At 71.0% G+C, this 20,633-nt stretch carries 20 protein-coding genes and 3 pseudogenes; 18 read left to right on the forward strand and 5 right to left on the reverse strand.

Features of this window, described 5'->3' with window-relative positions; all coding sequences use genetic code 11:
* From A5700_RS04185 to aroQ, 9 genes and pseudogenes are all read left to right on the forward strand, one after another.
* Positions 1–496: pseudogene (locus A5700_RS04185) on the forward strand (acyl-CoA dehydrogenase); the annotation flags it as partial.
* Positions 497–503: 7 nt separating this feature from the next.
* Complete coding sequence (locus A5700_RS04190; RefSeq protein WP_369828220.1) at positions 504–2,093, forward strand: ABC transporter substrate-binding protein; 1,590 nt, start codon at positions 504–506, stop codon at positions 2,091–2,093.
* Positions 2,093–3,055: an ABC transporter permease gene (locus tag A5700_RS04195; RefSeq protein ID WP_068204461.1), complete on the forward strand. Its 963-nt coding sequence runs from the start codon at positions 2,093–2,095 to the stop codon at positions 3,053–3,055. The genes A5700_RS04190 and A5700_RS04195 overlap by 1 nt, the downstream gene beginning before the upstream one ends.
* Positions 3,052–3,885: an ABC transporter permease gene (locus A5700_RS04200; RefSeq protein ID WP_068071226.1), complete on the forward strand. Its 834-nt coding sequence runs from the start codon at positions 3,052–3,054 to the stop codon at positions 3,883–3,885. The genes A5700_RS04195 and A5700_RS04200 overlap by 4 nt, the downstream gene beginning before the upstream one ends.
* A 12-nt stretch (positions 3,886–3,897) precedes the next feature.
* The gene (nikE, locus tag A5700_RS04205) at positions 3,898–5,508 is read left to right on the forward strand and encodes an ABC transporter ATP-binding protein (protein WP_068071224.1); all 1,611 of its coding nucleotides are present in this window, start codon (positions 3,898–3,900) and stop codon (positions 5,506–5,508) included.
* A gap of 64 nt (positions 5,509–5,572) precedes the next feature.
* Positions 5,573–6,778: a chorismate synthase gene (gene aroC, locus A5700_RS04210; protein WP_068071228.1), complete on the forward strand. Its 1,206-nt coding sequence runs from the start codon at positions 5,573–5,575 to the stop codon at positions 6,776–6,778.
* A complete protein-coding gene (locus A5700_RS04215; protein WP_068204464.1) occupies positions 6,778–7,302 on the forward strand; it encodes a shikimate kinase in 525 nt (174 codons plus the stop codon). Before aroC ends, A5700_RS04215 begins: the two co-directional genes overlap by 1 nt.
* On the forward strand, positions 7,299–8,378 hold the full coding sequence (gene aroB, locus A5700_RS04220; protein ID WP_068204466.1) for a 3-dehydroquinate synthase: 1,080 nt from the start codon (positions 7,299–7,301) through the stop codon (positions 8,376–8,378). Before A5700_RS04215 ends, aroB begins: the two co-directional genes overlap by 4 nt.
* Positions 8,378–8,818 carry a type II 3-dehydroquinate dehydratase gene (gene aroQ / locus A5700_RS04225; protein ID WP_068064724.1) on the forward strand — a complete coding sequence of 147 codons (441 nt, stop codon included), beginning with the start codon at positions 8,378–8,380 and terminating at the stop codon, positions 8,816–8,818. Before aroB ends, aroQ begins: the two co-directional genes overlap by 1 nt.
* Before the next feature lie 6 nt (positions 8,819–8,824).
* On the opposite strand, the gene A5700_RS04230 is transcribed toward aroQ, so the two are convergent.
* Positions 8,825–9,610, reverse strand: a complete 786-nt coding sequence (locus tag A5700_RS04230) for a B-4DMT family transporter (RefSeq protein ID WP_197502699.1) — start codon at positions 9,608–9,610, stop codon at positions 8,825–8,827.
* A gap of 33 nt (positions 9,611–9,643) precedes the next feature.
* On the opposite strand from A5700_RS04230, the gene A5700_RS04235 reads away from it, so the two are divergent.
* From A5700_RS04235 to A5700_RS04260, 6 genes are all read left to right on the forward strand, one after another.
* Positions 9,644–10,762 carry a Xaa-Pro peptidase family protein gene (locus A5700_RS04235; protein ID WP_068064726.1) on the forward strand — a complete coding sequence of 373 codons (1,119 nt, stop codon included), beginning with the start codon at positions 9,644–9,646 and terminating at the stop codon, positions 10,760–10,762.
* 52 nt (positions 10,763–10,814) lie between these two features.
* Positions 10,815–11,039 (forward strand): hypothetical protein, encoded by a 225-nt coding sequence (locus A5700_RS04240; RefSeq protein ID WP_068064729.1) that lies wholly within the window; start codon positions 10,815–10,817, stop codon positions 11,037–11,039.
* A 78-nt stretch (positions 11,040–11,117) separates the two neighbouring features.
* On the forward strand, positions 11,118–11,681 hold the full coding sequence (gene efp, locus A5700_RS04245; RefSeq protein ID WP_068064732.1) for an elongation factor P: 564 nt from the start codon (positions 11,118–11,120) through the stop codon (positions 11,679–11,681).
* The gene (gene nusB / locus A5700_RS04250) at positions 11,678–12,160 is read left to right on the forward strand and encodes a transcription antitermination factor NusB (protein ID WP_068064735.1); all 483 of its coding nucleotides are present in this window, start codon (positions 11,678–11,680) and stop codon (positions 12,158–12,160) included. Before efp ends, nusB begins: the two co-directional genes overlap by 4 nt.
* Positions 12,157–12,561: an antitermination protein NusB gene (locus A5700_RS04255; RefSeq protein WP_068064738.1), complete on the forward strand. Its 405-nt coding sequence runs from the start codon at positions 12,157–12,159 to the stop codon at positions 12,559–12,561. The genes nusB and A5700_RS04255 overlap by 4 nt, the downstream gene beginning before the upstream one ends.
* A 40-nt stretch (positions 12,562–12,601) precedes the next feature.
* Positions 12,602–15,433 (forward strand): aminotransferase class I/II-fold pyridoxal phosphate-dependent enzyme, encoded by a 2,832-nt coding sequence (locus A5700_RS04260; protein WP_068064741.1) that lies wholly within the window; start codon positions 12,602–12,604, stop codon positions 15,431–15,433.
* 9 nt (positions 15,434–15,442) lie between these two features.
* Here the strand turns inward: A5700_RS04260 and A5700_RS04265 are convergent, their stop codons facing one another.
* Positions 15,443–15,679, reverse strand: coding sequence for a hypothetical protein (locus A5700_RS04265; protein ID WP_156671073.1), 237 nt, complete (start codon positions 15,677–15,679; stop codon positions 15,443–15,445).
* A gap of 126 nt (positions 15,680–15,805) precedes the next feature.
* Between A5700_RS04265 and A5700_RS04270 the strand changes: the two genes are divergently transcribed.
* Positions 15,806–17,176: a HAMP domain-containing sensor histidine kinase gene (locus A5700_RS04270; protein ID WP_068064747.1), complete on the forward strand. Its 1,371-nt coding sequence runs from the start codon at positions 15,806–15,808 to the stop codon at positions 17,174–17,176.
* Here A5700_RS04270 and A5700_RS04275 read toward each other — a convergent pair.
* Positions 17,158–17,826, reverse strand: a complete 669-nt coding sequence (locus tag A5700_RS04275; protein WP_068064750.1) for a response regulator transcription factor — start codon at positions 17,824–17,826, stop codon at positions 17,158–17,160. The two genes, A5700_RS04270 and A5700_RS04275, sit on opposite strands and share 19 nt — an antisense overlap.
* Positions 17,827–17,830: 4 nt before the next feature.
* Positions 17,831–18,580: a hypothetical protein gene (locus tag A5700_RS04280; protein ID WP_068064753.1), complete on the reverse strand. Its 750-nt coding sequence runs from the start codon at positions 18,578–18,580 to the stop codon at positions 17,831–17,833.
* A gap of 139 nt (positions 18,581–18,719) precedes the next feature.
* On the opposite strand from A5700_RS04280, the gene A5700_RS04285 reads away from it, so the two are divergent.
* Both A5700_RS04285 and A5700_RS25920 read left to right on the forward strand, forming a co-directional pair.
* Entirely contained in the window at positions 18,720–19,952 is a 1,233-nt protein-coding gene (locus A5700_RS04285) for an MFS transporter (protein WP_068064755.1), read from the forward strand.
* A 115-nt stretch (positions 19,953–20,067) separates the two neighbouring features.
* Positions 20,068–20,475 (forward strand): annotated as a pseudogene (locus tag A5700_RS25920) (GntR family transcriptional regulator); the annotation flags it as partial.
* A 33-nt stretch (positions 20,476–20,508) separates the two neighbouring features.
* On the opposite strand, the pseudogene A5700_RS27355 reads toward A5700_RS25920, so the two are convergent.
* Positions 20,509–20,610: pseudogene (locus A5700_RS27355) on the reverse strand (UTRA domain-containing protein); the annotation flags it as partial.
* Positions 20,611–20,633 lie beyond the last annotated feature (23 nt).

Below are 20,633 nucleotides of genomic sequence, written 5' to 3' on the forward strand. Positions count from 1 at the left end.
GCTGTACCTGCACGCCGTCGCCGCCGGCATCCTGCGCTCCCTGGCGGCCGACGCGGCGGCCCTGGTGCGCGGGCGGCGCCGCACCTACACCTTCGCCACCGTCGACGACCCCACCGCCGACCCGCAGCTGCTGCAGATCGTCGGCGAAATCGACGCGGTGGCCTACGCCGCGCAGGCGCTGGTGCGCGCCGCGGCCGCCGAGGTCGCCCCCGCACTGGAGGCCGCCCGCCACACCGGGATCGATCCCGAGCTGGAAGCCGCGGCGTCGATCGCCGCCGCGCGGGTCAAGGTCGCGATCCAGGAACCCGCGCTGCGGGCGGCGTCGCGGGTGTTCGACGCCGGCGGGGCCTCCGCCGTGCAAGCGTCGGCGCTGCTGGACCGGCACTGGCGCAACCTGCGAACCCTGTTCTCGCACAACCCGACCGTCTACAAGGCCCGCGTGCTCGGCGACATCGCCGTAAACGGCGCGGCCCTGCCGGACAGCAGCTTCTTCTGATCCGATCGTGAGGCTTTGCACGCGCGCGGTGGCGCTTTCCGCCCTGGTGTTCGCGCTGCTCACCGGATGCGCGGGACACCGGCACGCCCCGAGCGGCGGGCCCACCGGCGCGCCGGTGCGCGGCGGCACCCTCACCTACTCCGACGTGTCGTTCGTCACCGACACCATGGCGGCCAACTACAGCGCCAACAACCTGATGTTCCAGCTGCTCGACCGGGTGGTGTACGTCGACCCGAAAACCGATGCGGTGCACGGCTGGCTGGCCCGGCAGTTCACCCGCAACCCCGACGCCACCCGGTACACCTTCACCATCCGCGACGGCGTGTCGTTCAGCGACCACACCCCGGTGACGGCCGAGGTGATCAAGGCCAACTTCGACCAACTCGGCAAGGGCGACCCGGCCAAGAAGATGCCCGCCTTCGCCGACTTCGTCGGCTACGACCGCAGCGAGGTCACCGGCAACGTCGTCACCGTGTTCCTCAACCGGCCCAACACCAACTTCTACAAGGTGCTGTCCTACAGCCGCTCGGGGATCCGCTCCCTGGCAACGCTGGCGCTCGACTACGCGCATCAGTCGAAGGTCGAAAACGTCGTGGGCTCCGGGCCTTTCGTCTACCAGTCACAGGTCCCGGACCAGCAGGTCGTGCTCAAGAAGCGCCCGGATTACGGGTGGCCGCCCGAGTCGTGGCCCAACCACGGCGCCGCCTACCTCGACACCGTGGTATTCCGGGTGATCACCGAGCCGGGCTTGCGCGCGGGCGCGGTCCAGTCCCACCAGGTCGACGTGGCGCGCGGCATCCAGCCCACCGACGAGCCCGCGCTCAAAGAAGGCGGGCTGCAGGTCATTTCGGTTGCCGCGCCCGCCGAGACCGCCAACCTGGTGGGCATGCGGATCAACAACCAGGTGGTCACCGACGTACGCGTGCGCCGCGCCCTGCAACTCGGCATCGACCGGCAGGCCGTGGTGGACACCGTGCTCTCCGACAGCTACCGGGCCAGCGATTCCGTGCTGGGACACGACGATCCGCTGTTCACCGACGTCAGCGCCGACATCGGCTACCAGCCGCAGAAGGCGGCCCGCCTGCTCGACGAGGCCGGCTGGCAGCTCGGCGGCGACGGAATACGCGAAAAAGACGGCCACAAGCTCAATCTCACGCTCGCGGCGTCCAACCAGAGCGTGGTGTTCCGGCCGGCGTTCGAATTCATCGAATCCGAGTGGCGCGAGCTGGGTGTCGCGTTGCAGAACCGGGCCGGCGACATGACGTTCTTCAACGCGTCGGCCACCGGGCCGTCGACGCCGCTGTTCGGCACCCGCATCCAGTACAACGTCGGGCTGGGGCTGCTGTTCGGCCGCCCGAAGAGCAACCTCACCTTCGCCAAGAACGACCACCTGATGGCGCTCGCCGACGAGGAGCTCAAGGAAACCGACCCGGCCCGCCTCAAGGACGTCGTCGCGCGCGAACAGCGCACCATCATCGACGAGCAGCTGGCCCTGGTGCTGTGGGACGAGGTGCAGGTGCACGCCGCCGCCCCCAACGTGCATTTGGACTTCACCCGCTACACCGAGCCGCTGCTGCAAAGCGCCTGGAAGGCCTGATGCTGCGCTACGTTCTCGCCCGGGTCGGCCAGTCGGCGCTGGTGCTGCTGCTGGCCTTCACGGTGGTGTTCCTCGGCGTCAGCGTCCTGCCGACCGATCCGGCCACGATCTTCGTGGCCAAGGGCGAGGGCTATTTCAACCCCGACATCGTCACGGAGGTCAAGGCGTTCTACGGCTACGACCGGCCGCTGTGGGTGCAGTACGTCTCGCAACTGAATCAGTTGCTGCATGGGCATTTCGGCTTCTCCCTGTCCAGCGGGCAAGCCGTCACGGACCGCATCGGCGGGGTGATCGGCCAGACCCTGCAGCTGGCCGCGACGGCCACCGCGCTCGCGCTGCTGTTCGCCGGGGCCATCATGGTGCTGGCCACCACCGGGGGCCCGGTGCGTTCGGTCGTGCGGGCCCTGCCGCCGCTGTTCGGGGCCGTCCCCACGTTCTGGCTGGGACTCGTTGTGCTGGAGGTCTTTTCGGTCCAGCTCGGGCTGATGTCGTTGTTCCCGGACGGTTCGGTGGCCGCCCTGTTGGTCCCGGCGCTGGTGCTGGCCGTCCCGATCTCGGCGCCCATCGCGCAGGTGCTGTTGAAGAACGTGGCAGCGACGCTGGCGCTGCCGCACGTCAGAACCGCGCGGGCCAAGGGCGGCACGCCCGGGTGGGTGCTGCGCCGGCATGTGCTGAAAAACGCGGCGGGCCCGGCGTTGACGGTGACGGCGACGACCGTCGGCGCGCTGCTGGGCGGGTCGGTGGTCACCGAAACCGTGTTCTCCCGCGCCGGGCTGGGCTCGGTGTTGCTGCAGGCGGTGTCGAATCAGGACATCTCGCTGATCCAGGGGCTGGTGCTGCTGACCACGGTGGTCATCGTGGCGGCGAATCTGCTGGTCGACCTCGTCTACCCGATTCTCGACCCCCGCGTCACCAAGTCGCAGCGCCGCGGCTTCACCACCCGGCTGGGCAGCTTCGGATGAGCGCGCCTTGGTCGGTCAGGCGCGGGTTGCCGGGCGCCACACCCTGGCCGGTGCGGCTGTCCGCGGCGCTGCTGGTGCTGGTCGGCGCGTGGGCGGTCGCTCCCGGGATCTTCACCGGCCGGGACCCGCTGAAGGGCAGGCCGGTCGACAAATTCCGCCCGCCGAGCCCAGCGCACTGGTTCGGCACCGACCATCTCGGCCGCGACGTGCTGACCCGCGTCATTTACGGCACGTCGCACACCGTCGCCACCGCCGGCCTGGCGGTGGCCGTGGGTCTGCTCGTCGGCAGCGTCATCGGCGTGCTGGCCGGCGTCGCGGGTCCCGTCGCCGACGCCGTCGGCATGCGTCTGTCCGACGTGCTGCTGGCACTGCCCGGCTTCCTGATCTCGGTGTGGATCGTCACCGCCTACGGGCCCGGCCCGTGGTCGGTCGGCATCGGCGTGGGCATCGGGTCCATCGCGATCTTCGCCCGCGTGTTCCGCGCCGAGGTGCTGCGGGTGCGGGCGCTGGACTACGTCGAGGCCGCGTTCCTGTCGGGGGAGACGCGGTGGTCGGTGATCCGGCGCCACGTCATCCCCAACGCGGTGGGCGCCGTGGTCACGCTGGCCGTCATCGACCTCAGCAGCGCGATCCTGCTCATCTCGGCGTTGGGCTACCTGGGTTACAGCGCCCCGCCGCCGACCCCGGAGTGGGGCCTGCTGGTCGCCGAGGGCCGCCGCTACCTGGCGACCGCGTGGTGGCTCACCACCCTGCCCGGCGCCGTCATCCTGCTCGTCATCCTGGCCCTCGGCACCGTCAGCCGGCGCGTGCTGGCCGCCCACCGGATCTGATCGGACACCCTGATGCCGCAGCCACTGCTCAACGTGTCGGGCCTGACCGTGACCTACCCCGGCGCGGTCCCCAAGGTGGCGCTGAACCGCGTCGACCTGGCGGTGGCCGCCGGGGAATTCGTCGCCGTCGTCGGCGAATCCGGATCGGGGAAAACGACGCTGGCCAACACCGTGATGGGGCTGCTGCCGCCCGCCGCGACGGTCACCGCGGCGGCGCTGGCCGTGGGCGGGCGCAGCCTACTGGGCCTGACCGAGCGGCAGTGGTGCGGCCTGCGCGGCAGCGCGGTCGGGCTGGTGCCGCAGGACCCCGGCGCGTCGCTGAACCCCGTGCGCACCATCGGATCCCAGCTCGCCGAGGTCTTCGCGCTGCGGCACCGCCGGCTGGGCCGGGCCGAGGCCCGGCGGCGCTGCGTCGAACTGCTGGAGCAGGTCGAGATCGACCGCCCCGAACAGCGGCTCACGCAGTACCCGGGTGAGCTGTCGGGTGGCATGCGCCAGCGGGTGCTCATCGCCATGGCGTTCGGGCTCAACCCCGGGCTGCTGGTCGCCGACGAGCCGACGTCGGCCCTCGACGTGACCGTGCAGCGCCACGTCCTGCGCGTGTTCGACCGGTTGGTCGCCGAGCACGGCACCACCGTGGTTTTCATCACCCACGACATCGGCGTCGCGACCGACCACGCGTCGCGCATCGTCGTGATGCGCGACGGCGCCGTGCTGGAGGACGCCGGGGCCGACGCGCTCGTTGCGGCGCCGCGCACCGACTACGCCGCGCGGCTGGTCCGGCGCCTGGGCGGCGGCGCGTCGGCCGGGCCGCCGCCCGGCGGCGAGGACGTCATCGAGCTCACCCAGGTCGCCCGCGACTTCCGGGCCGCGGCGCGGGGCCGGCACACCGCCGTCGAGGACGTCAGCTTCACCGTGCGGCGCGGCGAGACGCTTGCGCTGGTGGGGGAGTCGGGATCCGGCAAGTCCACCACCGCGAAGATGATCATCGGCCTGCTGAGGCCCAGCCGCGGGACGGTCCGGGTGCTCGGCCGCGACGTCGCCGCGCTGTCGCCCCGGGGGCGGCGGTCGCACTGGCGCGACGTCCAATTCGTCTACCAGAACCCCGAATCGGCGCTCGATCCCCGCTGGACGGTGCGCCAGATCCTGGACACCCCGCTGCGGTCCTGCGGGGTGCGCGACGGGCGGCACCGCGCGCAGCGCATCGCCGAGGCCCTCGCGGACGTCGGCCTGGGCTCCGACAAGCTCGACCGCCGGCCGGCCGAGCTCTCCGGCGGGGAGTGCCAGCGCGTCGCGATCGCCCGCGCGCTGGTGGTGCGACCGCAGATCGTGCTGCTCGACGAGCCGCTGTCCGCGCTGGACGTGGTGACCCAGGAACAGATCGTCGCGCTGCTCTCGCAGCTGCAGCGGCGACTCGGCCTGACCTACCTGTTCATCTCGCACGACCTGTCGATGGTCCGGCGGGTGGCCCACCGGGTGGTGGTGTTGCGGGCCGGGCGCGTGGTGGAGTGCGGCGAGACCGAAGCGGTGTTCGCCGCGCCGTCCTCGGAGCACACCCGCGCGCTGGTGGACGCCATCCCTGGGCGGCGGCTCGCGCACCTGACGCCCGCCGCCCTGCCGTGACCGGCGGTCGCGGCCCGGCCTGCGCGAATCGGCTTTCGGCAGCCGACATGGGAGGATGTATCCCGTGTTGCGCTGGATTACCGCCGGGGAGTCGCACGGCCGTGCGCTGGTGGCCCTGCTCGAAGGCATGGTCGCCGGCGTCGAGGTGACGTCCACCGACATCGCCGATCAGTTGGCCCGTCGCCGGCTCGGGTACGGGCGCGGGGCGCGGATGGCGTTCGAACGCGACGCCGTCACCCTGCTCTCGGGGGTGCGCCACGGTGTCACGCTGGGCGGCCCGATCGCCATCGAGATCGGCAACACCGAATGGCCCAAGTGGGAGACCGTGATGGCGGCCGACCCCGTCGATCCCGCGGCGCTGGCGGACAGCGCCCGCAATGCGCCGCTGACCCGGCCGCGGCCGGGCCACGCCGACTACGCCGGCATGCTCAAGTTCGGTTTCGACGACGCCCGGCCGGTGCTGGAACGGGCCAGCGCCCGCGAGACCGCCGCCCGCGTCGCGGCGGGCACCGTCGCCCGGTCGTTCCTGCGGCAGGCGCTGGGCGTCGAGGTGCTGTCCCACGTCATCTCGATCGGCCCGTCGGCGCCCTACGACGGGCCGCCACCGCGGCCCGAGGACCTGCCCGCCATCGACGGCAGCCCGGTGCGGGCCTACGACGAGCGGGCGGAGAAGGCGATGATCGCCGAGATCGAGGCGGCCAAGAAGGACGGCGACACGCTCGGCGGCGTCGTCGAGGTGGTGGCCGTGGGCCTGCCGGTCGGGGTCGGCTCCTTCACCAGCGGCGACAGCCGCCTGGACAGCCAGCTCGCGGCCGCCGTCATGGGCATCCAGGCCATCAAGGGCGTGGAGGTCGGCGACGGCTTCGAGACGGCGCGGCGTCGCGGCAGCCGCGCCCACGACGAGATGTACCCCGGCCCCGACGGCGTGGTCCGCTCCACCAACCGGGCCGGCGGGCTGGAAGGTGGCATGACCAATGGGCAGCCGCTGCGGGTGCGGGCCGCGATGAAGCCGATCTCCACCGTGCCCCGCGCGCTGGCCACCGTCGACATGGCCACCGGCGACGAGGCCGTCGCCATCCACCAGCGCTCGGATGTGTGCGCGGTGCCGGCCGCCGGTGTGGTCGTCGAGGCCATGGTGGCGCTGGTGTTGGCCCGCGCGGCGCTGGAGAAGTTCGGCGGCGACTCGCTGGCCGAGACCCGACGCAACGTCGAGGCGTATCAGCGCGCGGTCGCCGACCGCGAGGCGCCGGCCGCGCGGGGTACCGCCTGATGGCACCCCGGGCGGTGCTCGTCGGGCTGCCGGGTTCGGGCAAGTCGACCATCGGCCGCCGGCTGGCCAAGGCGCTCGGGGTGGGGTTCCTCGACACCGACGCGGCCATCGAGCAACGCACCGGCCGCAGCATCGCCGACATCTTCGCCGCCGACGGCGAGCAGGAGTTCCGCCGCATCGAGGAAGAGGTCGTCCGCGCCGCGCTGGCCGACCACGACGGGGTGCTGTCGCTGGGCGGCGGCGCGGTCACCAGCCCCGGCGTCCGCGAGGCGCTGGCCGGCCACGCGGTCGTCTACCTGGAGATCAACGCCACCGAAGGGGTCCGGCGCACCGGCGGCAACACCGTGCGGCCGCTGCTTGCCGGACCGGACCGCGCCGCCAAGTACCGCGCGCTGCTGGCCGAGCGCAGCCCCCTGTACCGGCGGGTGGCCAGCATCCGCGTCGACACCAACCGCCGCAACCCGGGAGCCGTGGTCCGCCACATCGTCGCCCGGTTGCAAGCCACCGCCGGAGCCGCCACATGAGCACCCCACCGGTCACCGTCGAGGTGGCCGTTGACCCGCCCTACCCGGTGATCATCGGCACCGGCCTGCTCGACGAGCTGGACCGGCTGCTCGCCGGCCGCCACCGGGTGGCCATCGTGCATCAGCCGCTGCTGACCGACACCGCCGAGGCGATGCGAATCCGGTTGTCCGACAAGGGCGTCGACGCGCACCGCATCGAGATCCCGGACGCCGAGGCGGGCAAGGACCTGCCCGTCGTCGGCTTCCTGTGGGAAGTGTTGGGCCGCATCGGGATCGGCCGTAAGGACGCGCTGGTCAGCGTGGGCGGCGGCGCGGCCACCGACGTGGCCGGATTCGCCGCGGCCACCTGGCTGCGCGGCGTGTCGATCGTGCACGTGCCCACCACGCTGCTCGGCATGGTCGACGCGGCCGTCGGCGGCAAAACCGGGATCAACACCGACGCGGGCAAGAACCTGGTGGGCGCGTTCCACCAGCCGCTGGCCGTGCTGGTCGACCTGGACACGCTGAAGACGTTGCCGCACAACGAACTCGTCGCCGGGATGGCCGAGGTGGTGAAGGCCGGGTTCATCGCCGACCCGGCGATCCTCGACCTCATCGAAGCCGACCCGCAGGCCGCGGTGGACCCGGCCGGTGACGTGCTGCCGGAGCTGATCCGGCGCGCGATCGCCGTCAAGGCTGAGGTGGTCGCCGCGGACGAGAAGGAATCGGAGCTGCGGGAAATCCTCAACTACGGCCACACGTTGGGGCACGCGATCGAGCGCCGCGAGCGCTACCAGTGGCGGCACGGCGCCGCCGTGTCGGTGGGGCTGGTGTTCGCCGCGGAGCTGGGCCGGCTCGCCGGCCGGCTCGACGACGCCACCGCGCTGCGGCACCGCACCATCCTGTCGTCGCTGGGCCTGCCGGTCAGCTACGACGCCGACGCGCTGCCGCAGCTGCTGGAATACATGGCGGGGGACAAGAAGTCGCGGGCGGGTGTGCTGCGATTCGTGGTCCTCGACGGGCTGGCCAAACCCGGCCGGCTCGAGGGGCCCGACCCGGGCCTGCTGGTGACCGCCTACTCGGGGCTCAGCGGCTGATGGCCGGCACCGTCAACGTGCTCAACGGCCCCAACCTGGGCCGGCTGGGCCGGCGCGAGCCGCACGTCTACGGCGACACCACCCACGAGCAACTCGCGGAGCTCATCGAGACCGAGGCCGCCGCGCTCGGCCTGAAAGCCGTGGTGCGGCAAAGCGACAGCGAGGCTCAGCTGCTGGAGTGGATCCACGCGGCCGCCGACGCGCGGGAACCGGTGATCCTCAACGCCGGCGGGCTCACCCACACCTCGGTGGCGCTGCGCGACGCCTGCGCCGAGTTGAGCGCGCCGCTGATCGAGGTGCACATCTCCAACGTGCATGCGCGCGAAGAGTTTCGGCGGCATTCCTACCTGAGCCCGGTGGCGACCGGGGTGATCGTCGGGCTGGGCATCCAGGGCTACCTGCTCGCTTTGCGGTACCTGGCCGCGCCCGAGGGCGCCTAACCCTTTTTAGGAGTCCTTCTTTTCCGAGTCCGTGTGCTCCGCGCCCTTGTGCTCGGCGTCCCTTTTCTCGGCGACCTTCTCGCTGCCCGGCTGCTCGAGACCCTGGGTGTGGATCACCTCGGTCTTCGGGTCGTCGCCGGCGGTGGCGAGCGACTCCGTGGGGGCGCCCCACGCGCCGGTCGGCAGCGACTCCGTGGGTGACTCGCGGCCGGGCTCGCGCTCCGCGGTGGCCACCGCCGACGTCCGCTCCTGGGCCTGGGCCTGGGTGCCCTGCGTCGGGATCTCGCCCGTGGGGGCGTCGTCGGCGCGGACCGCGGAGAACACGTCGGTGTCGGCCCGGTCGTCGTCCCCGCCGCCCTGACGGCGCGGCGGGGGATTGCGGTCCACCCGCCACCGGCCGACGGTCACGCCGATGATGCCGGGCAGGAACACGCACAGGGCGGTGAACGCCGCGAACGTCGTCACCTCGTTGAGCAGGCCGCCGGTGTAGAGCCCGGAGTAGACGATCGCGATCAGCCAGCACACCAGGCCGCTGAGGAAGCCCGCCGCCAGGCCGGCCAGCAGCCAGGTCATCGCCAGGTCACCGCGGCGGTCCGGGTCCGGGTTGGCCTTGGCGTCCGCCCGGCCGTCCAGGACGCCCCACACCGCCACGCCGATGATGAACACCAGCAGCAGCGTCGCGCTGAACAGCAGGGCCTGCGTCTGCCACGCGTTGATGAGCGCGCCTTGGAACAATCGGATCACGACCATCGCCGCCGCGTACACCAGTCCGCGCAGCATCCAGTTACTCATGGGCCCAAAGCGTAGCGAGTACCGTCAAGACCCGTGACACATTCACAGCGTCGAGACAAGCTCAAAGCGCACCTTGGGGCCGCCGGCCTGGACGCGTTGCTGGTCACGGACCTGGTCAACGTCCGCTACCTGTCGGGATTCACCGGCTCCAACGGCGCGTTGCTGGTGTTCGCCGACGACCGCGGCGACGTGTTGGCCACCGACGGCCGCTACCGCACCCAGGCCGCCGAGCAGGCCGAGGGATTGCGGATCGACATCGAGCGGGCGCTGGGGCGCCACCTGGTGGGCCGGGCCGCCGATGGCGGGGTCGCCACGTTGGGCTTCGAGAGCAACGTCGTGACCGTCGACGGCTACGACGCGCTCACCGCCGCGCTCGGTGAGCGCACGGCCGCCACCGAGCTGGTCCGCGCCGCCGGCACCGTCGAGGCGCTGCGCGAGGTCAAGGACGCCGGCGAGGTCGCGTTGCTGCGGCTGGCCTGCGAGGCGGCCGACGCGGCGCTGTCCGACCTGGTGGCTGGCGGCGGGCTGCGGCCGGGCCGCACCGAACGCGAGGTCAGCCGGGAGCTGGAGTCGCTGATGCTCGACCACGGCGCCGACGCGATCTCGTTCGAAACCATCGTGGCCGCCGGCCCGAACTCGGCGATCCCGCATCATCGGCCCTCCGACGCCGTGCTGGCGCATGGCGACTTCGTCAAGATCGACTTCGGCGCGCTGGTCGGCGGCTATCACTCGGACATGACCCGCACGTTCGTCCTCGGCCAGGCCGCGGACTGGCAGCTGGAGATTTACGCGTTGGTCGCCGAGGCGCAGCGGGCCGGGCGCGAGGCGCTCACCGCCGGCGCCGGGCTCCGCGACGTCGACGGCGCGGCCCGCCAGGTGATCGTCGACGCGGGCTACGGCGAGCAGTTCAGCCACGGGCTGGGACATGGGGTCGGCCTGCAGATCCACGAGGCCCCCGGCATCGGCGCCACCGCCACCGGGACGCTGCTGGGTGACTCGGTGGTGACCGTCGAGCCGGGCGTCTACCTGCCCGGACGCGGCGGTGTGCGCATCGAGGACACCCTGGTGGTGCCCGCCGCCGGCGCCGAGGCGGACGGGCAAACCCCGGAGTTGCTGACCAAGTTCCCCAAGGAGCTGGCCGTTCTGGCCTAGCGGGCGCCGGTGCGCGGAGCGCGGCTAACCGACCGGGGTAGAGTCGGGGGGCGTGACTGGGGTGGGACGCGGCTTGGCGCGCCTGCGGGATTTCCGCTGGGACATGTACGCGCAGCCGCTGCGCGAGGTGCGGCTGGAAGTCGAGATCGTCTACGTCGCGATCCACGTGCCCTTCGGCGGCGGCAAGACGCTCAACCTGCCGGTGCTCACCATGATCAAGCCGGCGCCCCTGCCCGCCGAGCAAGCCGAGGCCCGCGGCAAGCGCGACCACGCCTGACGGCCGCGCTTTAAACTGGCCGACAAGTTCCATTCGACAGGCGCGGCCTGTCCAACGTGCGAGGAGAGACACCGAACCGTGGCAAGCACTGCCGATTTCAAGAACGGACTGGTCCTGAACATCGACGGCCAACTCTGGCAGATCGTCGAGTTCCAGCACGTCAAGCCCGGTAAGGGGCCGGCGTTCGTGCGGACCAAGCTGAAGAACGTGCTGTCCGGCAAGGTCGTCGACAAGACTTACAACGCCGGGGTGAAGGTGGAGACCGCCACGGTCGACCGCCGCGACACCACCTACCTGTACCGCGACGGCTCGGACTTCGTGTTCATGGACAGCCAGGACTACGAGCAGCACCCCCTGCCGGAATCGCTGGTGGGCGACGCGGCGCGGTTCCTGCTGGAGGGCCTGCCGGTGCAGGTGGCGTTCCACAACGGCGCGCCGCTCTACATCGAGCTGCCGGTGTCGGTCGAGATCGAGGTCACCCACACCGAGCCGGGCCTGCAGGGCGACCGGTCCAGCGCGGGCACCAAGCCCGCCACGCTGGAGACGGGCGCCGAGATCCAGGTGCCGCTGTTCATCAACACCGGAGACAAGCTGAAGGTCGACTCCCGCGACGGCAGCTACCTGGGACGTGTCAACGCGTGAGCCGGCCCGCGCGGCATGTGAAGGGGCGGCATCAAGCCCGCAAGCGCGCGGTTGACCTGCTGTTCGAGGCGGAGGCCCGCGGGCTGAGCCCGGCCGAGGTCGTCGACGTCCGCAGCGCCCTGGCCGAGACCAACCCCGACGTGTCGGCGCTGCAGCCCTACACGGCCATCGTCGCCCGCGGCGTCGGCGAGCACGCCGCCCACATCGACGAGCTGATCAGTTCGCACCTGCAGGGCTGGACGCTGGACCGGCTGCCCGCCGTGGACCGGGCGATCCTGCGGGTCGCGGTGTGGGAGCTGTTGCACGCCGACGACGTGCCGGAGCCGGTCGCCGTCGACGAGGCGGTCCAGCTGGCCAAGGAGCTGTCCACCGACGAGTCGCCGGGCTTCGTCAACGGCGTGCTGGGCCACGTGATGTTGGTGACGCCGCAGATCCGCGCCGCCGCCGCGGCGGTCCGCGGTGACGATCCCCCGTCATGAGCCGGTTGGAGCTGCGCGCCCTGCTGGCGGCCTGCCTGGCCGCCGCGGTGGTGCTCGGCGCCGTGGTGTGCGCCGCCTACGGGCTGGCCGTCGTGGCCGCGGCGCTGGCCATCTACGCGCTCGGGGTGGGCGCCTACCTCTACCACTGCGTCGAGCGGGTGGTCCTGGCCCGCCGCATCAGCACGGTCCGCTCGGCGGCCAAGCCGCTGCAGCCGCTCCTGCCGGTGATGGCGGCCATCATGGGGCTCACCCAGGGCGTGGTGCGCTCGCTGAGCGACGTCACCGAGCTGCCCGCGCGCCGGTGGGAGCTGCCGGTGCCGCGGTGGCTGGGCGGTGCCCGGGCGAACCGGGTTATTGCTGAGCGAAACGATCCCGGCCGCCCCGGCGGCGCGCCACAATGACGGCACGGACCGCCCCGCCGGATCCGGAGAAGGTGACGAGATGACCCGAGACACTGCCCGGCCCCGGCGACTGCGGGTATCCGCGCTCGCTGCGGTCGCCAACCCCTCGTACACCCGCGTCGACACGTGGAACCTGCTCGACGACGCGTGCCGCCACCTGCGTGACGTCGACCTCGCCGGCCTGGACAAGACGCACGACCTCGGGCGGGTGAAGCGGTTGATGGACCGCATCGGCGCCTACGAGCGCTACTGGCTGTACCCCGGCGCCCGCAACTTGGAGACGTTTCGCGCCCACCTGGACAGCCTGTCCACGGTGCGGCTCAGCGAGGAGGTTTCCCTGGCGGTGCGCCTGCTGTCCGAGTACGGCGACCGCGCGGGCCTGTTCGACACCTCGGCGCCGCTGGCCGACCAGGAACTGGTGGCCCGGGCCAAGCATCAGCAGTTCTACACCGTGGTGCTCGCCGACGACGCCCCGACGACCTCGCCCGACAGCCTCGCCGAGTGCCTGCGGGCGCTGCGCGACCAGTCCGACGACGTGCAGTACGAGCTGCTGGTGGTGCCGAGCATCGAGGACGCGATCACCGCGGTGGCGCTCAACGGAGAGATCCAGGCCGCCATCATCCGCGACGACGTCCCCTTGCGGTCCCGTGACCGGGTGCCCCTGATGAACACGCTGCTGGGCACCGCCGAGGACGACGTGTTGTCCGGCGAGGCGCAGGACTGGATCGAGGCCGCCGAGTGGATCCGGGAGCTGCGGCCGCACATCGACCGCTACCTGCTGACCGACGAGTCGATCGCCGCGGAGACCGAGGACGAACCCGACGTCTACGACCGCACGTTCTACCGGCTCAACGACGTCACCGACCTCAACAGCACCGTCCTCGCTGGTCTTCGAAACCGTTACGCCACACCGTTTTTCGACGCACTGCGCGCCTACGCCGCGGCCCCGGTGGGACAGTTCCACGCGCTTCCGGTCGCGCGGGGCGCCAGCATCTTCAACTCCAAGTCGCTGCACGACATGGGCGAGTTCTACGGCCGCAACATCTTCATGGCCGAGACGTCCACCACCTCCGGGGGCCTGGACTCGCTGCTGGATCCGCACGGCAACATCAAGAAGGCGATGGACAAGGCGGCCATCACCTGGAACGCCCGGCGCACCTACTTCGTCACCAACGGCACCTCGACCGCCAACAAGATCGTCGTGCAGGCGCTGACCCGCCCCGGCGACATCGTGCTGATCGACCGCAACTGCCACAAGTCGCACCACTACGGGCTGGTGCTGGCCGGCGCCTACCCGCTGTACCTGGACGCCTACCCGCTGCCGCAGTACGCGATCTACGGGGCGGTGTCCCTGCAGACCATCAAGAAGACGCTGCTGGACCTCAAGGCCGCCGGGCAGCTGGACCGGGTGCGCATGCTGCTGCTCACCAACTGCACCTTCGACGGCGTGGTCTACAACCCGCGGCGGGTGATGGAGGAGGTGTTGGCGATCAAGCCCGACATCTGCTTCCTGTGGGACGAGGCGTGGTACGCGTTCGCGACCGCGGTGCCGTGGGCGCGCCAGCGCACCGCGATGGTGTCCGCCGAGGGGCTGGAGCAGATGCTGGCGTCCCCGGAATACGCCGAGGAATACCAGCAGTGGGCCGCGTCGATGGAGGGCGTGGACCCCTCGCAGTGGGTCGAGTGCCGGCTGCTGCCCGACCCGGCCCGCGCGCGCGTGCGGGTGTACGCCACCCACTCCACGCACAAGTCGCTGTCGGCGCTGCGGCAGGCGTCCATGATCCACGTGCGCGACCAGGATTTCCGGGCGCTCACCCGCGACGCGTTCGGGGAGGCGTTCCTCACGCACACGTCGACCTCACCGAACCAGCAACTGCTGGCATCGCTGGACCTGGCCCGCCGGCAGGTCGACATCGAGGGCTTCGAGCTGGTCCGCAACACCTACAACATGGCGCTGGTCTTCCGGCACCGGGTGCGACGAGACCGGTTGATTAGCAAGTGGTTTCGCATCCTCGACGAGTCCGACCTGGTGCCCGACGAGTTCCGGGCGTCGTGCGTCAGCTCGTATCGCGAGGTGCGGCAGGGCGCGTTGGCCGAGTGGAACGAGGCCTGGCGCTCCGATCAGTTCGTGCTCGATGCCACCCGCGTGACCCTGTTCGTCGGCAAGACCGGGATGAACGGCTACGACTTCCGCGAGAAGATCCTGATGGACCGGTTCGGCATCCAGATCAACAAGACGTCGATCAACAGCGTGCTGCTGATCTTCACGATCGGGGTGACCTGGTCGAGCGTGCACTACCTGCTGGACGTGTTGCGCCGCATCGCCACCGACTTCGACCGCAGCGACGCCATCAGCGGCAAGGAGGACCGCGCCCTGCAGCGGCGCCGCGTCGAGGAGATCACCGAGGACCTGCCGCACCTGCCGGACTTCAGCGAATTCGATGACGCGTTCCGGCCCGTCGACGAGTGCAACTTCGGCGACATGCGGTCGGCCTTCTACGCCGGCTACGAGGAGTCCGACCGCGAGCACGTGCTGATCGGGCAGGCCGGCCGGCGGCTGGCCGAGGGCAAAACCCTGGTGTCGACCACGTTCGTGGTGCCTTATCCGCCCGGTTTCCCGGTGCTGGTGCCCGGGCAGGTGGTGTCCAAGGAGATCGTCTACTTCCTGGCCCAGCTCGACGTCAAGGAGATCCACGGCTACAACCCGGATCTGGGGCTGTCGGTGTTCACCGAGGCCGCGTTGAGCCGCATGGAGGCGCAGCGCAACGCGGCGCTGGCCGCGGTGGGCTCGGCCTACGCGCCCTTCGAGTTGCCGGCGGACGCGTCGGGGATGAACGGTGACCGCACCGTCTCGGCGGCCGAGGGCGGCTGAGGGTTTCGCCTAGGCCCGCCCGAGTCCGCTGCGCAGGCCGCGCGCGATCTCGTCGTGGCGCGCCACGCTGCCGGGCGGAGCCGCCTCGTGGCAATCGCAGGTCAGGGCGCTGAGCGCGCGCGACGGGGCGGCCCCGGCGGGTGCGGTCAGCCCCGCCCCGCCCACCGCGACACAGGCCATGAGCACCGCCATGGCTCTGCCGAGCGGGGGGCGGGCCGGCTTGCGCGGCGCTCGCCCGGCGGTCACCGCCGGACCTCGCCAGAGACCGTGTGGCGCAGGGTTTCACACATGACGGTGTCAGCGTAGGTCGACGGCGCTGAGAAGGCGCTGAGAGTCGCTCTACGCTGTCGTCTCGTCGCGCACAATGTGCGGATGTGGTCGTTGCGTCGCCCGCGGCTAGGCATTCCCGCGCGCTCCGCCGCGGTGTCGGCGGCGGTCGTGCTGGCGGCCTTCGCCCTGGCCGGCGCGGTGTTCGTGGCGGTCCTCTACCGGTCGCTGCTGGCCGGCGTCGATGACGCCACCGCCGAGCGGGTTCGCGACATCGCCCAGGCGCTGACCTCGGGGTCGATCGAGGACATCGACAGCGCGGTGTTTATCACCGACCAACGCGTCGTCGCGATCCAGGTGATCGCGCCCGACGGCACGGTGATCAAGCGGGCGGGTTCGGCGCCCCCCGTCCCACTGGTTCCGGTCAGCGCCTTCGGCGACGCCCTGCGCCGCGGTTTGCCGGACGACGCGGTGCGCAACGATGACATGAGGGTCAGCGGACAACGGGTGCCGACCGCCCAGGGCGCCTACACGATCCTGGTCGGTGGGGGCAGCGAGGCGGTCGAGGCGACCGCGCGCACGGTCGCCCTGCTCTTGGCTTGTGGCGCACCGGTTATCGTGACGGTGGCCGCGACGGCGGCCTTCTGGCTGGTGCGCCGGTCGCTGCAATCGGTGGACGCGATCCGTGCCAGGGTGGCCGAGATCTCGACGTCTGATCTCGCCGAACGGGTGCCGGTGCCGGACACTTCCGACGAAATCGCGGCGCTGGCGGTCACGATGAACGAGATGCTCTCGCGCATCGAGGCCGGCCACGCCGCTCAGCGGCGGTTCCTGGGCGACGCCTCGCACGAATTGCGAAGCCCGTTGTCCACCATCATCTCCGGACTCGAAGTCGCTGAGGCCCACCCGGAGTTGCTGGACGCAGATCTGGCAGTCAACACGTTACTTCCGGAGGCGCACCGCATGCGGACGTTGATCGAGGACCTGTTGCTGCTGGCGCGCGCCGACGAACGGGGCCTGGTCCGGTGCAAGGGCGACGTGGCCCTCGACGACCTGGCCGAGGCCGAAGCGGTCCGGGCCCGCCGGCAGGCCGGCTGCGCCGTGCACACCGATATCCACCCGGTGCGCATCACCGGTGACGCGGCCGCCTTGGCCAGGATGATCCGCAACCTCGTGGACAACGCGGTCCGCCACGCACATTCGTGTGTCAGCATCGGCGCCGGGGTGCGCGACGGGACGGCCGTCATCACCGTCGCCGACGACGGGCCGGGCATCGCCGCGTCGGATCGGCACCGCATCTTCGAACGCTTCGTCCGGCTGGATTCGGATCGGGCCCGCAGCGGCGGGGGAGCCGGCCTCGGCCTGGCCATCGTCGCCGAGATCGCCGCCGCGCACGCAGGCACCGTCACCGTCCACGACCGGCCGGGTGGGGGAACGGTGCTGGAGGTGGTCCTGCCTCACACCCTCAGCCGGTAGCCGACTCCGCGAATCGTCTCGATGGTGTCCGTGCCGAAGGGCACGTCGATCTTGCGGCGCAGGTATCCGACGTACACCTCGACCACGTTGTCGGGGCCCTGGTGATTCGCGTCCCAGACGTTGCGCAGGATATCGGCTTTCGTGACCACCGTGTCCTTAAGGCGCATCAGGAATTCGAGCAGCTGATACTCCCGGGGGGTCAGGGTGATCGGCGTCGAATCGCGCCGCACGGCGTGGCGGGCGGGATCCAGTGACAGGGTGCCCGCGGTCAACACCACCGGCCGCTCGGGCGCGCCCCGGCGCACCAGGGCGCGCAGGCGCGCCACCAGCACCCGGAAGGAAAAGGGCTTGGTCAGGTAGTCGTCGGCTCCCAGATCGAACGCGTCGGTCTCGTCGTACTCGCCGTCCTTGGCCGTCAGCATCAGCACGGGCGTCCACACGTTACGGGCGCGCAGCTGGCGCAGCACCTCGTAGCCGCTGGCGCCGGGCAGCATGATGTCGAGGATCACGACGTCGAACCTGTTCTCGACGGCCTCGCGGAGCCCCTCGGGGCCGGTGCCGACGGTCACGACAACGAGGCCCTCGGCCTTCAACCCCCTGGCCAACGTCGTCGCCAGGCGGGTCTCGTCCTCGACGAGCAGCACCCTCATGCCGTCACGCTACTTCGTGGCCGGGATGGCCTCCCGGCCGTTGCGGCAGGGCGACGATGAGGCCGGCGATGACGGCCGCGAGCACCAGGGAGGCCAGCGGGCGGCTCCACGCCAGCCCACCGTCCGAAACCGGCTTGTCGATGAAGTCGCCGACGGTGGCCCCGAGCGGTCTGGTCAGGATGAACGCCACCCAGAACAGCGCGACGCGCGACACCCCGGTCCACAGATACAAGCCGACGACCACCGCCAGCGCCGCCGTGAACACCAAAGCGCCCCGCTCGTAACCGAATCCGCGCGTGTCGGCGAGCCAGTCGCCCAGCGCGGTGCCCAGCGTCTGCGAAAAGGTGATGGTGATCCAGTAGAAGGCCTCGACCCTCGGTGTCGAGACCGTGTCAACCGACACCGAGCCCTGCGACCAGCGCCACACCGCCAGGCTGGCCAGCAAGCAGCCCAACAGCACCAACGAGCCACCCGTGTAACCGATTCCGAGCGACCGGTCGGCGAAATCGGCCAGGGCCGTGCCGAACGTCGTCGAGGCCACGATCGTCGCCCAATACAGCGGCGCGCGAAAGGCTTTGGCGGACACTTGAGCCGCTACCAAGGCCACTAACGCCGCACCGAACACGGCCACTCCGGCCTGATATCCCCAGCCGAGCGTCATCGTGACGGTATCGCCGCCCGTTTCGCCCAACGTGGTCGCCAAGATCTTGATCACCCAGAACCCCAGAGTGACGGCCGGGACCTTGGTCAGCACCGTTCCTGCTTACAACACTGCCGCTGAGAAATCGCTGAGATCAAGGCGAACTGTGGCCTGTCTGATAGGAACTTAGGAAAAGCATTAGTAATCAACGTCTTTCGCCGACGCGGCACCGAGTCGTGCCACCATCAAAGACATGTCCGAAAGTACCGGTCCGGCAGGCCAACTCGGCGCCGGCGCGCGCTGGTCCATCATGATCGTGTCGCTGGGCATCACGGCCAGCTCGTTCCTGTTCATCGGCGGCGTCGCCTTTCTGATCCCGGCATTCGAGGCCCGCCGCGGCATTTCGCTGACGGCGGCCAGCTTGCTGTCGTCGATGCCCAGCTGGGGCATGGTGGTCACGCTGGTCGGCTGGGGTTACGTGCTGGACCGGGTCGGTGAGCGGTTCGTCCTGACGGTCGGCTCGGCGCTCACCGCTGCCGCGGCGTACGGCGCCGCCTCGTCGCACTCGCTGGTGCTGATCGGGGTCTATCTGTTTCTCGGCGGAATGGCCGCCGCCAGTTGCAACAGCGCCGGCGGCCGGCTCGTGTCGGCGTGGTTCCCGCCGGAGCGGCGCGGACTGGCGATGGGAATTCGCCAAACGGCCCAACCATTGGGAATCGCGCTGGGGGCGTTCATGTTACCGGAGCTGTCCGAGCGCGGACCGCGGGCCGGATTGATGTTCCTGGCGGTGCTGTGCGCCGTGGCCGCGGTGGCCGGCGCGCTCGGGATCGTGGACCCACCACGCAAGCCGCGCCACGAGGCCGGCGAACGCGAACTCGCCAGCCCGTACCGGGGGTCGTCGATACTGTGCCGGATTCACGCGGTGGCCGCGCTGCTGATGGTGCCCCAGACGGTCACCGCCACGTTCATGCTCGTGTGGCTGATGCATCACCACGGTTGGTCGGCGGCGTCCGCCGGTGCGCTGGTGACGATCACCCAGCTGTTGGGTGCCGTGGGTCGCATCCTCGTCGGGCGCTGGTCCGATCGCGTCGGCTCGCGTCTGCGACCGGTCCGCGCGATCGCCGTGGCGGCCGCCGCGACGCTGCTGCTGCTCGCCCTTACCGACGGCGGGATTCTCGACGTGCCGCTCATGGTCGCCCTATCGGTGATCGCCGTCCTCGACAACGGGCTGGAAGCCACCGCGATCACCGAACACGCCGGCCCGTTCTGGAGTGGGCGCGCGCTGGGCCTGCAGAACACCGGCCAGCGGCTCACCGCCGCGGCGGGGCCGCCGGTGGTTGGCGCGACGATCATGGCGGCCGGGTATCCGGCGGCGTGGGCGCTGTGCGCGCTGTTTCCGCTGGCCGCGGTCGCACTGGTGCCCAGCGACTCCGGTTCCACTCAGCGGGATCGCAAAGACCTCGTCGGCGCGCGGGTGGCGCAATAGCTGAACCGCCCCCGGTTTTCGCTGGTCGCCGTCATGCGCTGCCCGGCGCAATGCGTCGCCCGGCCGTTTTCGGTGCCCGCAGCGCGCCCCGAAAACGTCCCTGAGCTGCGTTAGCGTGACTCCCGTGGCGCACCCCATACCCCTCGGAGGACACCGGGCCGACCGTGCCCGCCGGGTGGCCGACGTGCTGCGCCAGCAGATCCACGCCGGGGCATACCCCGAAGGGCTGCCGGCCGAGCAGGAGCTGGCCGCCGAGTTCTCGGTGTCGCGCAACACGGTTCGCGAAGCGTTGGCCGTCCTCAAGCACGAGGGACTGATCGATCGCGGCCCCAAGGTCGGCACCCATGTGGCGCAACGCAAGTACGACCACGGCCTCGACGCGCTGCTGGGGCTCAAGGAGACGTTCAAGGACCTCGGCGAGGTCCGCAACGAGGTGCGGGCCGCAATGCTCGTCACCGCCCCGCCGTCGGTGGCGCGCCGGTTGCGGCTGCAGCCCGGCGAACAGGCGGTGTTCGTCGAGCGGGAATTCGAGGACCCCCCGGCCGACCTGCGGGGCCAGGTAGGTCAGGTCCAGGCTGAGCGGCAGCTCGCCGAGGTAACGCAACCGCTCGACGAACACCGCCTGTTCGCCGGGCTGCAGCCGCAACCGGCGCGCCACCGACGGCGGGGCGGTGACGAGCA

Source organism: Mycobacterium sp. E1214 (genome assembly GCF_001666755.1).
In the GTDB taxonomy this organism is placed as follows: Bacteria; Actinomycetota; Actinomycetes; order Mycobacteriales; family Mycobacteriaceae; genus Mycobacterium.

Excerpts from the sequence above, each read along its gene's own strand:
- A5700_RS04260 (WP_068064741.1), top strand. The coding sequence starts at position 12,602 with ATGACCCGAGACACTGCCCGGCCCCGGCGACTGCGGGTATCCGCGCTC.
- A5700_RS04275 (WP_068064750.1), bottom strand. The coding sequence starts at position 17,826 with ATGAGGGTGCTGCTCGTCGAGGACGAGACCCGCCTGGCGACGACGTTG.
- A5700_RS04195 (WP_068204461.1), top strand. The coding sequence starts at position 2,093 with ATGCTGCGCTACGTTCTCGCCCGGGTCGGCCAGTCGGCGCTGGTGCTG.
- A5700_RS04215 (WP_068204464.1), top strand. The coding sequence starts at position 6,778 with ATGGCACCCCGGGCGGTGCTCGTCGGGCTGCCGGGTTCGGGCAAGTCG.
- A5700_RS04255 (WP_068064738.1), top strand. The coding sequence starts at position 12,157 with ATGAGCCGGTTGGAGCTGCGCGCCCTGCTGGCGGCCTGCCTGGCCGCC.
- aroB (WP_068204466.1), top strand. The coding sequence starts at position 7,299 with ATGAGCACCCCACCGGTCACCGTCGAGGTGGCCGTTGACCCGCCCTAC.
- aroQ (WP_068064724.1), top strand. The coding sequence starts at position 8,378 with ATGGCCGGCACCGTCAACGTGCTCAACGGCCCCAACCTGGGCCGGCTG.
- A5700_RS04230 (WP_197502699.1), bottom strand. The coding sequence starts at position 9,610 with ATGAGTAACTGGATGCTGCGCGGACTGGTGTACGCGGCGGCGATGGTC.
- A5700_RS04270 (WP_068064747.1), top strand. The coding sequence starts at position 15,806 with ATGTGGTCGTTGCGTCGCCCGCGGCTAGGCATTCCCGCGCGCTCCGCC.
- A5700_RS04200 (WP_068071226.1), top strand. The coding sequence starts at position 3,052 with ATGAGCGCGCCTTGGTCGGTCAGGCGCGGGTTGCCGGGCGCCACACCC.
- A5700_RS04285 (WP_068064755.1), top strand. The coding sequence starts at position 18,720 with ATGTCCGAAAGTACCGGTCCGGCAGGCCAACTCGGCGCCGGCGCGCGC.
- nikE (WP_068071224.1), top strand. The coding sequence starts at position 3,898 with ATGCCGCAGCCACTGCTCAACGTGTCGGGCCTGACCGTGACCTACCCC.